Annotated in this window: 14 protein-coding genes; 2 read left to right on the top strand and 12 right to left on the bottom strand. The window is 33.1% G+C overall.

The genetic code is table 11. The annotated features are described in order from the left end of the window. The 7 genes from ACE94K_RS18170 to folE all read right to left on the bottom strand — a co-directional run bounded on the left by ACE94K_RS18170 (position 1) and on the right by folE (position 6,367). Positions 1-1,479 (bottom strand): deoxyribodipyrimidine photo-lyase/cryptochrome family protein, encoded by a 1,479-nt coding sequence (locus ACE94K_RS18170; protein WP_378175684.1) that lies wholly within the window; start codon positions 1,477-1,479, stop codon positions 1-3. Beyond that, complete coding sequence (locus tag ACE94K_RS18175) at positions 1,469-3,001, bottom strand: cryptochrome/photolyase family protein (RefSeq protein WP_378175687.1); 1,533 nt, start codon at positions 2,999-3,001, stop codon at positions 1,469-1,471. The genes ACE94K_RS18170 and ACE94K_RS18175 overlap by 11 nt, the downstream gene beginning before the upstream one ends. Positions 3,002-3,004: 3 nt before the next feature. Further along, a complete protein-coding gene (locus tag ACE94K_RS18180; protein ID WP_378175690.1) occupies positions 3,005-4,306 on the bottom strand; it encodes a DASH family cryptochrome in 1,302 nt (433 codons plus the stop codon). A 27-nt stretch (positions 4,307-4,333) separates the two neighbouring features. Next, on the bottom strand, positions 4,334-4,477 hold the full coding sequence (locus ACE94K_RS18185; RefSeq protein WP_378175693.1) for a DUF2256 domain-containing protein: 144 nt from the start codon (positions 4,475-4,477) through the stop codon (positions 4,334-4,336). A 107-nt stretch (positions 4,478-4,584) separates the two neighbouring features. Continuing rightward, the gene (locus ACE94K_RS18190; protein WP_378175696.1) at positions 4,585-4,998 is read right to left on the bottom strand and encodes a hypothetical protein; all 414 of its coding nucleotides are present in this window, start codon (positions 4,996-4,998) and stop codon (positions 4,585-4,587) included. Then, positions 4,995-5,633: a flavin reductase family protein gene (locus ACE94K_RS18195; protein WP_378175699.1), complete on the bottom strand. Its 639-nt coding sequence runs from the start codon at positions 5,631-5,633 to the stop codon at positions 4,995-4,997. The genes ACE94K_RS18190 and ACE94K_RS18195 overlap by 4 nt, the downstream gene beginning before the upstream one ends. A gap of 35 nt (positions 5,634-5,668) precedes the next feature. After that, a complete protein-coding gene (gene folE, locus ACE94K_RS18200; protein WP_378184318.1) occupies positions 5,669-6,367 on the bottom strand; it encodes a GTP cyclohydrolase I FolE in 699 nt (232 codons plus the stop codon). Between the two features lie 417 nt (positions 6,368-6,784). On the opposite strand from folE, the gene ACE94K_RS18205 reads away from it, so the two are divergent. Next, positions 6,785-8,599 (top strand): M61 family metallopeptidase, encoded by a 1,815-nt coding sequence (locus ACE94K_RS18205; RefSeq protein ID WP_378175702.1) that lies wholly within the window; start codon positions 6,785-6,787, stop codon positions 8,597-8,599. Between the two features lie 95 nt (positions 8,600-8,694). On the opposite strand, the gene tssO is transcribed toward ACE94K_RS18205, so the two are convergent. From tssO to ACE94K_RS18230, 5 genes are read right to left on the bottom strand one after another with little or no spacing between them, the layout of a single operon-like run. Next, complete coding sequence (gene tssO, locus ACE94K_RS18210) at positions 8,695-9,213, bottom strand: type VI secretion system TssO (RefSeq protein WP_378175705.1); 519 nt, start codon at positions 9,211-9,213, stop codon at positions 8,695-8,697. A gap of 31 nt (positions 9,214-9,244) precedes the next feature. After that, a complete protein-coding gene (locus tag ACE94K_RS18215) occupies positions 9,245-10,402 on the bottom strand; it encodes a hypothetical protein (RefSeq protein ID WP_378175708.1) in 1,158 nt (385 codons plus the stop codon). Between the two features lie 33 nt (positions 10,403-10,435). Beyond that, positions 10,436-11,425 carry a PKD domain-containing protein gene (locus ACE94K_RS18220; RefSeq protein ID WP_378175711.1) on the bottom strand — a complete coding sequence of 330 codons (990 nt, stop codon included), beginning with the start codon at positions 11,423-11,425 and terminating at the stop codon, positions 10,436-10,438. A 21-nt stretch (positions 11,426-11,446) separates the two neighbouring features. Next, positions 11,447-13,279 (bottom strand): type VI secretion system baseplate subunit TssF, encoded by a 1,833-nt coding sequence (locus ACE94K_RS18225; protein WP_378175713.1) that lies wholly within the window; start codon positions 13,277-13,279, stop codon positions 11,447-11,449. Positions 13,280-13,286: 7 nt separating this feature from the next. Continuing rightward, entirely contained in the window at positions 13,287-13,718 is a 432-nt protein-coding gene (locus ACE94K_RS18230) for a GPW/gp25 family protein (RefSeq protein ID WP_378175716.1), read from the bottom strand. A gap of 202 nt (positions 13,719-13,920) precedes the next feature. Here ACE94K_RS18230 and ACE94K_RS18235 point away from each other — a divergent pair, with 202 nt between their 5' ends. Further along, positions 13,921-14,544, top strand: a complete 624-nt coding sequence (locus ACE94K_RS18235; RefSeq protein ID WP_378175719.1) for a C40 family peptidase — start codon at positions 13,921-13,923, stop codon at positions 14,542-14,544. Positions 14,545-14,568 lie beyond the last annotated feature (24 nt).

A 14,568-nucleotide genomic window follows, 5' to 3' on the forward strand; every position in this document is an offset into this window, starting at 1 on the left:
TTATATTTTTCTGTTTGGAAGCGTATGCTTTTTCAAAATTCTATAACTCTCTTTTTTAACAAGAGCATCTTCTTTCATTTGCCACAACGTATCACTTGCTTTTTTTCTGGTAGTATTCATATCTACAATAGGGAAAGGATAGTCTTTTCCTATTTCGAAGTTGTTAAACTGTTGTTCTAATGGAGGCATTTTATGAGGTTCATGGATATACGCAATCGGAACGTTTCTTAATTCTGGCACCCATTTTTTAATAAAAATTCCCTCAGGATCATGTTCTATACTATTTTTAACTGGATTGTATATCCTTAAGGTATTGATTCCTGTCTCTCCTGCTTGCATCTGCAACTGCGGAAAATGAATTCCGGGTTCAAAATCTAAAAACATGCTAGATAAATGCGCGCTGGCTTCCTGCCAAGGTTGCCAAAGATTATGAGTAAAAAACGAAACTACAAGAGCCCTCATTCTAAAATTGATATATCCGGTCTCTTTTAAACATCTCATGCAAGCATCTACCAACGGATAACCTGTTTTACCTTCTTTCCAAGCAATTTTATATGCTTCAGAAATTTGCTTCTTGAGTTTTCTATAACCACTGTTAATGCTTTCAAACTCCATGATATCCTCCATCTCAAACTTTTGAACAAAATGAACCTGCCACTGTAAACGGGAAGTAAATGCATCAATTTGTTTTTTGTTATCTGATGATTCTCTCCGTTTTATAGCGTACTGCCAAACTTGTCTAATAGAAAGATTTCCCCAAGCTAAATATGGAGATAATCTACTACATCCTTTACGAGAAAGTTCGGGCTTGGAGATATGAAAACTATAGTTTACATAGCGTCCGTTAAAGAATGAGGATAAATATTCATATCCCTTGGTTGTCCCTCCTTGTTGAAAGTTTTTGTTGGGTACTGTATAAAGGTCAACGATTTTAAACACTTTCTCTAACTCAGCTATTTTCTCAATTGATATAAAACTATCTGATTTTGGTTTAAATTCAAATTGAGGTTGATTCATATAATGCTCACAATCTTCTCTCCAGCTCTCTCTGTTTTTAAGACCTCTATGTATACCATTATTATCATTTTCAACCCACTGTATCAAGTTGTTTTTACAAAATCTGGAGAACGCCTTATCTCGCTCGTAGGTAATTCTAATACCAGTTTCTCGATGCGAGAATACCTGATCGATTTTCCAAAATTGTTGTAATGTCCCAATAGTATGAATAACTTCTGAAGACACACACAAAACTCTTGTATTGTAGGGTATCAATTGCGTATTAAGATCGAATAGTGACTGTTTTATAAAATTCCAATGGCGCTCACTATAATGTTTATCTTTTTGCAAAGAGTTTTCAAAAACATACAACAACAACGTAGGAGTATTTGTGGATATAGCATTATGAATAGCCTCATTATCTTGTAACCTTAAATCACGTTTAAACCAAACAATATTGATATGTTCTTTACTAATATTCATGGGGGTTCTTTATAATATCATTTGCTCTTTTTTTTAGAGCTTCCAAATCGTCTCTATCTTTTTTATTCAACATACTCATCATCATACTCATGCGTTGATTATCCTTAAAATATTCTTGTTTTTCGTCTAGAAAATTCCAGTATAAGGAATTAAAAGGACAGGCATCTTCTTCGGTTTTTTTAGAAACTTTATAATGACAATTCTTACAGTAGTTGCTCATTTTATTAATATAGCTTCCGCTGGAAACGTAAGGTTTCGTAGCCACAATACCTCCATCTGCAAATTGACTCATCCCTCTGGTATTAGTAATCTCCACCCATTCGATAGCATCGATATAAACCCCCAGATACCAATCACACACCTCATCAGGATGTGTCATCGTTAGTAGGGCATAATTACCTGTGATCATCAATCGCTGGATATGATGTGCATAAGAATCGTCAAGACTTTGTTTAATAGAATGGTGTAAGCAATTCATTTTGGTGTCTGCAGTCCAGTAAAAATCCGGTAGTGAATTTTGATTATCCAATTTGTTACTTCTGCGATATCCTGGCATTTCTTTCCAATAAATACCTCGCATATATTCTCTCCAGCCCAGAATCTGACGCACAAAACCTTCTACCTGAGAAATATCAATATTTTCCTTATGTTCTCGCCAGTAATTAATTACAGATTCTATGACCTCCATAGGATGAAGCATCTTACTATTCATAGCAAAAGAAAGTCGACTGTGAAAGAGGAAATTTTCGTCGGTATGCATAGCATCCTGATAATCTCCAAAGTACACCAATAAATTTTTGCAGAAGTAATTAAGAACTGAAAGACTGTCTTCTCTAGAGGTTGGCCAGCTGAAATTGGTTGCTTCAATATTTCCAATGGTTTTAACTCCGTGTTCTTTGATCATATTTACGATGTCGGATACATCCTTTCGAAAACCGCGCTCGTGTGGTATCTCGTGTTCTCCTTTCCATTTATTGCGGTTGCTTTTATCATAGTTCCACTTCCCTCCTTCAGGATCAGAGTCATTGACCATCATAATGTCATATTTTTTTCGCATATGGCGATAAAAATATTCCATAGTCATTTGCTTTTTACCTTCATAGAATTCTGCTAGATCGGTTCTCGAGGTAAGAAAATGTTCGGTATCAAAAGATTCTGAATCTATGGATAATTGTTTACAAAAATCTTTTAATTGCTTATCCAGTCTATATTCGTCAGGAAATTGGTATTCAAATTTTGTTATTTTATGCTCTTCGATTAATTTTTCAAGATTTGCGACCAAATCCTGTTGATTATCCTTATGATCCAAAGTATAGTATAAAACTTTACTTTCTTTTTTATCAAGCCACGAAGCAAAGTTTCTCATACTCTGAAAAAAACCTACAACTTTTTGTATATGATGTGTGGTATAATCAGTTTCCTGGCGCATTTCTGCCAAAAAGTATAGAATATCTTCTTGATTATTCTCGTACCAAGAATGCTTATGATTTAGTTGATCACCAAGTATTAATCGTAATATCATACCTTAAAATAATGTTGGTTGCAGCCAAAGGTTTTGAAACTTTTGATTTGGGTCATATCGTTCTGCCTGCATTCTTATATTAAATTTTCTGTCTCTGGGGTCATTTCCTACTCCTGCCACATATTGCCAGTTTCCGTAATTACTATGAACATCGTAGTCAATCAACAGTGACTCAAAATAGGCTGCCCCAATCCTCCAATCCAGCTCTAACTCTTTTGAAAAATAGGAAGCTACATTTTGTCTTCCCCGATTACTCATCCAACCCGTATTTTTGAGTTCTATCATATTGGCATTTACAAAAGGCTCATTGGTTTCTCCCATAGTCCAATCTTTGATTTTTTCATCGTCATAGGACCAAGCATAATCCTTTTTTAGAATTCCTCTTAGCTTAAACAGATTACTACCGTGCTTCAAAGAAACATATTTAAAAAAGTCTCTCCATATCAACTCAAAAAATAACCAATAGGTACTTTGATTTTTTTCAATCTGTTTTTCATACGCTTTCAATTTATGATAAATTGTACGAGGAGAAATACATCCATTCGCTAACCAGGCAGAGAATTTGGAACTATAATTTTCTCCAACTAAACCGTTTCTGGTTTTTTTGTAATAAGATAGTCTTTTTGTATTCCAAAAATAATCGTTGACTCTTTGCAATGCTTGGTTTTCTCCTCCCCTAAAAGGAAAGGCCGTCCTTGAGTCCATCTCAAAACTCTCGAAATAAAGATCAGAAAGCGTCGGAACTTGGGTTGAATTGGTGATTAAGTTTTCTGAAAACATTTTCTTAGCATTAACCTCTGGTCGTACCGCTGCTAATTTTTCACACTTCTTCCTGAAATTCGTAAATACTTGTGGAATTTCTTCAAAATTAAAGGGTATATCATCTGGATGAAACATAAACTGGTCATACATTTCGAACCAATTTAGATTCAACTTACTGGTTGCTTCTTTTGTTTTTTCTAAAACAGAAAACTCTTCTTCAGTCCATTCTTTTTGAAGATATATATTATTAATTTTATAATTATCTATCAGTTTAGGCAGCACCCCTTCAGGTTTATCGTGGTAAACCAGGAGTGAGATATTAAGTTTTTGAAGATTCTCTTTTAATTCGGTAATGCTTTCTATTAAAAATTTTGCCCTAAACCTCTCAGTTTTTTTAAATCCAAATCTATCCTTTTCAAACAATCTTGGGTCAAAAAAGAATACAGCGATCACTCTATCATTTTTGAATGTAGCTTGATGTAGTGAATGATTATCTGTCATTCGTAAATCATTTCTAAACCATACTAATGCTGTACTCTGCATATTTTTTTACAATTAATTTTACTTATTTTAGCTATTTACCTTCTGTCTATTATTCCTACATCTATTACTACAATATTTTACTTCATCCCATACCTTTTCCCATTTTTTTCTCCAAGAAAACGGTCTATTACATACCACACAAACTTTTACAGGAAGATTTGATTTTTTCATTTTAAAATGTTTAATAAATTTACAAAATAATTAAACAAAATTATTCTAAAGATCCTATTTTAACAAGATATAAACGTTATAGACTTACCAAATGGATATTATCCTTTTTATATCACAATCAGATATAAATTCCATAGAAAGATTATTGTCCAGAGTGATGTTCTCAACCAATTTAGGCGTACGAGTTTAATTAAAAGCTTACTAGCAATTTCTCCTTTGGATATACGATTATGGATCGGAACAAACTGCAGGAATGTTGATATCCAAACCGCCACTACTAATATTGCGTCAATACCATGATTTACATTAAAGACCTCATAAAATCGAATGATACTTAGTACCAACTGTCCTACCATTAGAGGCATAACAACCACCGCAATACGTTTTGTATAGGATTGATGCCAGTTCATTAGGTTCTCTTTCTGATAATAACTGAAGCCCGGGTACATAATGAGTTGCACCAACCATATCAAAATTACTAATCCAAAATCAAACAGTAATCTTAGAATAACAAAACTCATTTTGACGAAAAGTCAGGCATTTCGTGCGCTCTTGCATATGGGTATTCTGCTATTTTCTCTAGAGCGTAATATGAATTTAATCCAGAGATACCCACCGTTTCATTTATACTTAGATCCAATTCTAAATTTTCTTTAACTATATGATTTGGCAATATCAGATGGTTAATTTCTCCTATTATTAAAATAGTTCCGTTACGTCTAATATGTATTTCTTCTACAAATTCTAACCCTAGTTTTAAACTACTCTCTTTTACAAAGGGGGCGCGAAAGTCAGAAATATATTCCTCTGTAAGACCGCAATGCTTAAACTCTGAATCATTTCTATCTAGTTTGGTAGAAGTATAATGTGCATTTTTAACAAAAAAACGATGTATGTGATTGATAGTGTACTGCCTATTTTCCTTGATGTTTTCATAAGTGTGCCTAGGAACATCACCCACTGGTCTCATAATAAATCCCAAAAGTGCCGGATCACTTCCTAGATGCACTACCGAACTAAAAATGGCTACGTTTGTTTTACCTTGATCATCTATAGTTCCTATAAGATTAGCTGGTTTGATACCAGAAACGGCATTTATCATTTTGAGTCGTTTTACACGATCCATTTCCTCAATCTCTTGTTTAGTATAGTGCATAAAATATGAAAAATGTTTTGTAGTAAATTTACAGACTAACTATTTATATAATTTTGCAGTTCTGTGATTTTATCAGGTGTATTAAAAACTCCCCCGTAATATGAAGTCACCGTTGCAGACGTGTCATCTTTAATTCCTCGCGAAGAAACACAAAGGTGTTTTGCGTCTATGATAACAGCTATGTCTTCTGTTCCTAAAATCTTTTTAAGCTCTAAAGCTATCTGATTTGTTAATCTTTCCTGTACTTGAGGACGTTTTGCGAAATACTGTACAATTCTATTAAGTTTAGATAAACCAATTACCTTACCAGAGGAAATATATGCCACGTGGGCTTTGCCAATTATAGGAACAAAATGATGTTCGCAATTAGAATAGAAAGTAATATTTTTTTCTACAAGCATTTGATTATACTGATACTTATTATCAAATAATGCTACTTTAGGTTTATTTTTGGGATTTAATCCAGAAAAAATTTCATCAATATACATTTTTGCAACACGTTTAGGCGTTCCTTTCAATGAATCATCAGTTAAATCTAAGCCCATTACATCCATAATTTCTGCAAATAATTGCGCAATACGCTCTTTTTTTTCTATATCAGATATTTCAAACGCATCATCTTTCATTGGTGTCTCTACTCCTGTACTGATATGGTCGTCCCCTATTTCTTCAATCGTAAAACCATTCAAATTATATCCATTTGGCTTCAATAATGTTTCTGTTTCTATTTTCATTTGGTTTTTTATTGTATCCCAATGACGTGATGTTCCATCACAACTATTTAATTTGTTTATGTCGTGATAAAAAATTACATCATCAGCATGATTCATGAACTTTCGTTATCAAAGCTACGTAATTGTTTAACTATTTACACTATAAGTTAAACAAAAATTAACATATGACTAACTTTGATTTAGTAAAATCTTGAATTCATCGAGTCTTTTGGAGCTATGATCGATTTCCATTCTGATTATTTGTGCAATTAAGACTTTGTTGTATTTTTGAGCTTCATAATGATTTGGAATTTCGTTTCGAACCATTAGAAAGCCCCATAATAATATTTTGAACTTCCTCAATTGCTTTTCGGTAAATAAATATGATTATTTTTACCAATAATAGTAGCACGTATCTTTTAACCAAAAACCGTTTTAATGAAATCCTTTCGATTTTTTCTTTTATTCTTATCTCTCATAACGATTCAATCTGGATATACTCAGGTAAGAAACGAATATCAAATTTCTTTTGAAAATGCTGTGCATCACGAGGCTAATGTTAAGGCGATATTTTCTAATTTAGAAAGTGGTACTATTTCGCTTAGAATGAGCAGAACCTCTCCCGGTAGATATGCTTTGCATGAATTTGCTAAAAATGTTTATGATGTGAAAATTACGGACAGCAGAGGCAAAGACGTGACCGTAACAAGACCTAATCCTTATCAATGGGATGTCTCAGGGCACGACGGAACATTAAATGTTAGTTACACATTATTTGCCGACAGAGCAGATGGAACTTATTCGCAAATAGATGAAACTCATGCGCATTTAAACATTCCTGCAACTTTTATGTACATCCCTACTTTAAAGGATCGCCCAGTACAGGTTACCTATTTAGTAAGAGAAGATCTTAACTGGAAAGTAGCTACCCAATTGATACCGCTGGGAGGAAATAAATTTTTGGCTCCTAATCTTCAGTATTTTATGGACAGTCCTGCAGAGATAAGTAATCACACAATCAAGGAATATACGTTAGAGTCTCGTGGTACTGAATACATCATTCGACTAGCTTTACATCATCAGGGAACTGAAGAGGAAGCCGATCAATATTTTGAACAGATTAAATTGATTGTTGATCAGGAGAAGGCTGTTTTCGGAGATTTTCCAAACTTTGATTATGGTGAATATACCTTCTTAGCCTGTTATATGCCAAATGTATCAGGAGATGGAATGGAACACCGCAACTCGACGGTATTAACAAGTACTAGAAGTTTAGCAGATGGAGGAATGAAGAAAAACATTGGTACAGTAGCCCACGAATTTTTTCATGCTTGGAATGTAGAACGTATTCGTCCTATTTCATTAGAGCCTTTTGACTTTGAAAAGACAAATATGTCTGGTGAGTTATGGTTTGCCGAGGGTTTTACCAGCTACTACACTAATCTTATTCTGTGTAGAGCCGGTATTATTACTCAAGATGAATATATAGAAGGATTGAGTAAAACGTATAACTACGTTTGGAACTCGCCCGCTTTACAATATTATAATCCTATAGAAATGAGTTATCAGGCTCCATTTGTAGATGCAGCTACCTCTGTTGACCCTACAAACAGAGAAAACACTTTTGTATCTTATTATTCATATGGAAGCATGCTGGGACTTGCACTTGATCTTGCTTTAAGAGATGAAGATGATTTGAACCTAGATGATTATCTAAAACTAGTATGGACAAAATACGGAAAAACAGAGATTCCCTACACCATTGAGAATTTGTTTTTCACTCTTAGAGAATACGCAGGAGAGTCTTTTGCCGATGATTTCTTTGAACAATATATATTTGACAGCCAAACTCCTGATTTTAAAAAACTGTTAGGATCTGTAGCTATTTACCCAAAGACAGATAGCAAAAAAGCATATCTAGGTTGTGAAATTAAATTCAACGAGGACGACAATGCAGTTATCTCAGAATATGTAAGAAAAGGAACTCCAGCATACATAGCCGGTCTTGAGAAAGACGATATTATCATCGCTATAGATAACCAATCTTTCTCTGACATAGATCAGTTTAACGAAGTATTGAATAAATACAAACCAGGCAAAAAAGCTACGATTGTTTACAGAAGATTAGGAGAAGAAAAAAAGGTATTGGTCAAATTGGATGTGAGTCCTGAGGTAGAAATTACCCAGTTCTCTAAACCGGGCAAAAAAGCTTTGTTGAAACGAGAAAACTGGCTAAAAGCAAGAGAGCCTTAGTATTCTATATCTTTTATTGATATAATATTTAAACACAAAAGGTGTGTGATCTAGATCACACACCTTTTGTGTTTAAGCTATCTGTTATTCTTACTTTATCTTGATCTAGCTCTACACAAATCTAAATCACTTTGCGCTCGTTCCAGTCTATCCTGGGTCTCACGTAATGCTGTTTTATATTCTTCAAGTTTTTCGAACTCTTTCTTTTGCTTAGCTAATAACGCTTTCATTTCTTTAATTTGCCTGTAAGAACTTACGATGTTGACATACATTTTATACCTATAGGTCGTATCATTAGGATCAATAGTTTCACTTAGATCTCCTATTTCAGACTCTAAGGATCTGTTGATATAATACAAATCTTCTTCTTTACCGGGTCTGTTCAAAGAGTCAATCAATTTTTCTACTTTAAACATCCCTTTAGAAAAATCTTTTTGAAATCTGACATCATCCTCGATCGCAGTTAAACTTTCTCTCAACACTTTATTATCCCATAACGGAACTCTGTCAAAATCAAAAAAGAATGCAGTTACAATTAATGCTACCGTAAATAAAAATAATAAGGCAAATTTTAAAATACTATTTCTTCTTTCTTTACTGTTCTTTGGTTTCATTTTTAAAAATTATATTATTATTTATCTCACATTAATCTAATAAGAAACTACGTCTGTTTTTAACGTCTGGTTTAGCAATAACCTCTTCTTTAACAAAGATATTAGAATCTGATTTTTTACCAATATAATCAAGCTCATTTAATTTTTTAAATAAAGAAAGCATTAATTTAGTAAAGCTCGAAACGTTATGTAAAGCCTTATTAATATCTGTATGTTGATATTCTAAGTCCATCATTTCTATCAGTACGTTCTCGAATGCACCCTGATTTAAATCACACCAATCAGATAAATAATTTAACAACTCTTCTTTTCCCGTTCCGACATACACATCCATACTATTTTTTATCACTCTGGCAAGTGCCATAAGTTTTGTAATCATAGTAACCGGAGGAAGATGTCTATCATACAATCTGAATTCAGGTAACATACCTCCCAAATATTGCAAGCTATGTTGAGTTAAAGTCAACACCATAGTTGCCAATTCATTAGATTGTTTTTTTTGATGTATCTTTTGGATGATATTCATAGAATATTTTTCAATAGCATTGAAAAACGTATGAATTTCTGTATAAATATATCGTAGATCCTGATGGCTCTGAATAGAAACACAGGGTGGAATAAAATCTTCTGCTAATGCAGCTACTCCATCGGTAAATTCAATTTTACCAATAGTGATATGATGTTTACCAAATTCTTCTTCATTGGCTTCGGCCATATTGATCACGCTAAGACCATACTCCGGTAAAACAAAAGGATGTCTTGGAGGTTCTTCTTCAGGGTCTGCATCACCAACAGGAATTCTTCCATAAGGATCTACACTAAGAACAATATAACATTCTTCCTCAGAACGGTTGATCGTATATTCTGTACTTATAATACTTCCTTTTTGTTCTAAAGAAGAAGATATTTCCGGAGTTATATTGATAATATACCCTCCTTTTGTTACCGCCCTGCATCTATTAAGCTGAATCTTTATAGTATCCTGACCATCCATAGAAAAAATCATATCAACAGCATCATCTCCTGCTAAATCTGGCAACAAACCATAATTGATTCCATTAATATCTTTAGAACCTATTAATTGCGAAAAATTGGTAAATGCATTATCTGCTTCAATAAAATGATTCTTATTGATCTTCATACCGTCAATCCAGTTGACACGATGATGATTTTTGTTTATTGATTCCATCTTTTTAAAATATACTTTTTACTGAACATTTAACTAAAAGAGACTCGTCTTCTTATAATCTACTACAATGTTCTTTATACAGTTGTTTTTTTCGTGAGTTAATTCTAATTCTTTGATCTTGATACCTCTTCCTTTAATTTTTTCGCAAAATTCAATAAAAGTAGTACGTTTTCTATTTACAATTATCGGTAAATCAAGATTACCACAAAGATATTCCCTAAAATCTTTAGCACTCGCTTTTTTGGTCGACACCAAAATTAATTTTGCCTTAAAAGAATCTTTGTTGATAAAAGGAGCCTTAAACTCGTCTTTTGGATCCTCGTCGATTGGGTCTTCTCCAATTGGATCAATTGGAATTGTAGAAACATCTCTTACTACTGTCTCATCCCTGATAATTCTTTCTTCTTTTTTAGGTAAAACCTCTATGGTTTGTGTAGTGGCATACTTTAGTTCTCCGTTTACAATAAGAGTAATCGTCTTCTTACCTTCTGTATTATACACGTACTCTGGATTTTTTTCTTTGGAGGTACCACCCAAAGCATCTTCAAAATTCCATTCCCAGGTTCTTGCGTTAAGTGTATTATCTTCTACTTTTAGTTTTTCACCAACTCTGATTTTTGGAGTAAGAATTTTAAACTTAGCTTTCTTTAGAGGATCCAGAACTTCTTTCTTCTCTAAAACAGTAATTTTTTGGATTTTGGGACATTTACCATTTACAATCAAGGAGATGTTATAATCTCCCGGTCTTTTGTATGTATGATATGGATTTCTTCTGGTATCGGTTACAGTACTGTCACCAAAATCCCATTTCCATTCTGTTGCTCCTACCGTTTTGTCTTCAAATGCGATGGATTCATCGACTCTTACTTCTTTATCCTCAAATGAAAAATCCACTATCATACAAGGAGTATAATTAACATACTTGAAGGCAAAAACTGTTGCCGTCACTAATATTGTTATGATAAAAAACAATATGACACTTTTATCTAAATGATAATTTGTTTTGTTACTTGATGTGCTCATTACTATTTGTTTTCAAAAAATTTATTCGATTACTGTAATCTTATATGGAAAAACATTTAACGATTGTTGTTCCAAAATAGACATAATATTACTCTTTAAAGAGTTCCATTCATCAGAAGATGTAGTTACCTTATCATTTGCAAATAACACCACCTCTATACAAGGTATAAGGCCTTTAGAAATATGGATATCTGTTTTGAATCCTTTAGACACCTTGACTTCTTTTACCTTATTACTGCATAACTCATAACAAAGTGCTTTTACATCTTCTCTAGTCACTATCCTGTTTCTGGATAATAATGCTCTGCGATAGGCGTTTAGCCTTTCTTCCATCCCAAGGTTATTCTTTCCTTGAAAGGTGGAGGTCAAAAACAAGCTTCCCTTTTGCTTAAGATCGCTTCCTTGATAAATACTCAATGAATTACCGGATTTGATCTGATTGGCATCTTCACCATTTGTCACCCAATAATCAACCAACAACGTATCTTTTTTCTTGTAAGGTTTTACCGAAATGTAATTAGTCTCCTCTGAAGTCTTTTTCATATCGGATACTTTCTTCTCTAAAAGCGATATGTTTTGGTTGAGCTCATTGATATTAGACTGTAAAAAATCATTTCCAAAAAAAGAAAACGAAGCGCTTTCATCTTTTAGTAATTCTATTAAATGTAGTAAATATTCTCTAGCCTTTCTATAATCTAATTTACTGACATTATCTCTTCGAATGACATAGGTACCTTTATCATCCATCGAAGAGTCATTTTCTCTTAACCTATATTCTTTACCCGAAGTATTTGAAATTGATTTTATATCAAGAAATAAATCCTGAGTACTAATTGGTACAATATCAATATAATCTTTCAGCTGGTACGATATGCTTTCCCATTTTCTGTTTAAAGCCGGAAAAGCATTAAAGGTACAGAAAACACTTTCCAAAATAGTATCATCTATTATTCTTGGAAATTCAATTTTTATCCAATTAAAGTCTGCTAATTCTTCGAGAGCTTTTTCATCTATAAAGTTAGAAAATTCTTCTGGCACTTTAGATTTTGAGCTAAGTAAAATATTTGATTTGATAGAAATAAAGTGCTTTTTGTAAAGTTTCTTTATCTGTTCCTCAATATTTCTAGTTTTGTTTGGCTTATAATTAAATATAGATTCCAGATTTATACGGTTGGATATATCACTATTAAAATATCCTGACGAAACATCAATTGATTTTCCCTCAAAACTGAAAACGGCATTTTTTAGATGGTGATAAAAGAGTTCATTTTCCTGAACGTCTAACAATTCGAAGTAAAAAGACACATCTTTAAGAGAAATTTTGTCGTGATCTGATTTTATCCCAAGATACAATGTAGACGGTGGCAACCCACCTCGATTCATCGGTAACGAACCGATATTTTTTCTTTTACCTTCTAGTTCATACATTTTATTTCCACATATCATCCTTTCAATAGAAGCATCAATCAGCTGTCCTTGTTGAATTGGTGAAAAATATATGTTTTTTAATTCGTTGCTTGCATTTTTCGTCTTTACCCTTTTCTTGTAATACAGTAAATGCTCAGGTGTTATGGTCGTTTTTTTCTCAATGGGCTCAGCATAAATAATTCCGTGTGCAGGACGAGACCCATATAAAGTTTCGGGAGTCATTAATTGAATCAAACGCTCCGTTATTCGCGTTTGGGAATTATCAATCTCACTAGAGATTTTTTCTATTTCTGAAGCACATGCTGCTATCAGTAGCGATACTACCGGATCAAAAGAGCTTTCTATTTCATTAGGCGACACTCCCCAAAGCGAAGCTGCCTTTTTAATCATTCTGTTCTTAATCTGAACCTTATTTTCTACACTCATAAACCATTTAAAATGAAAGCGGAGCTATATAAAACCTTTCTAGGCAAGAGAATTGCTCATTAGTCCTGCTAACAACACCATTCACTTTTATGTCAACACGTTTCTTAATTCTGTTTAAATTTCCTCTGTTTTTAAACTCTTCTTGTTGTATAGCTACTTCTACTGTAACTCTTTTAAGTCTTTTTTCCTGAGAAACGATACTCTCTACAAGAGATTCAGAGATTGTATTTCTTAACTTATTAGTACTAGTAAGATTATCAAAATCGACATTCCAAATAGAACAACCAAAGGATTGATCAAAAGTACATTCTCCAAAATACGAAGTAGTAATCAGATGGATATACCCGACTATGGATTGTGTGAGATCACATCCCTCAATTTCTTTATTTTTAACAATCCTAAAAGTATCCAACGGTAATTTATAATAGGAAGTAATCATATAAATAATTTGTGCGCCTTATTTAACCTTATTTAGTAAATGCAATTTAATAAAGATTTTATTTATCAGCACTCCTTAATTCAATAAAGTAACTAAAAAAATGATAATCTCTTATTTTCTCATTTTATTTTAATGTTATCAACACATGAAGAGTAGTAAATAACCATAAGTTTTTTATATTTGTGTAAATTTTATTACAAACATGAGTACAATTTATAGAGCAATAATTTTATTAGTTATTATTGTTGGGGCGATGAGTTGTGGAGGTGCCAAAAAAGCAGAAGAAGAGGCATTAGCGCAGGCAAGAAGAGATTCTATCGCAATGGCAAAACAAAATGCTATATTACCAATTCAGAAAAAATATGGAGCCATTCTTGGAGTTCCACCTAAAGAAATTGATAATATTGCATTATTTGAGTTTATAGACGAATGGATGAATGCTCCTTATAAACTTGGAGGAAATACTAAAGACGGAATCGATTGTTCATATTTTACGCAGTATATATTTCACGATGTATATGGTAATTTAATAGAGCGTACGGCTCAAAAACAATTCGATGCACCTGACACTAATAAATTTAAAGGACTACACAATCTAAAACAGGGAGATCTGATCTTTTTTAACAATAGAGGATCTGAGTTCAGAGAAATAACCCATGTAGGATTCTATCTTGGTAATGATAGATTTGTGCATTCTACTTCCAGAAAAGGAAATTCAGGAGGGAACGGAGTACAAATAAGTAATCTACAGAAACAACCTTGGAAAAGAATGTTTGTAGCCGGAGGAAAAAAACCTAAATTTAGCAATAACACTACTGAGAATTAAACCTAACAACATTCTTTACACCAA

Origin of the sequence: Aquimarina besae (assembly GCF_042434905.1) — a bacterium.
Lineage (GTDB): Bacteria > Bacteroidota > Bacteroidia > Flavobacteriales > Flavobacteriaceae > Aquimarina.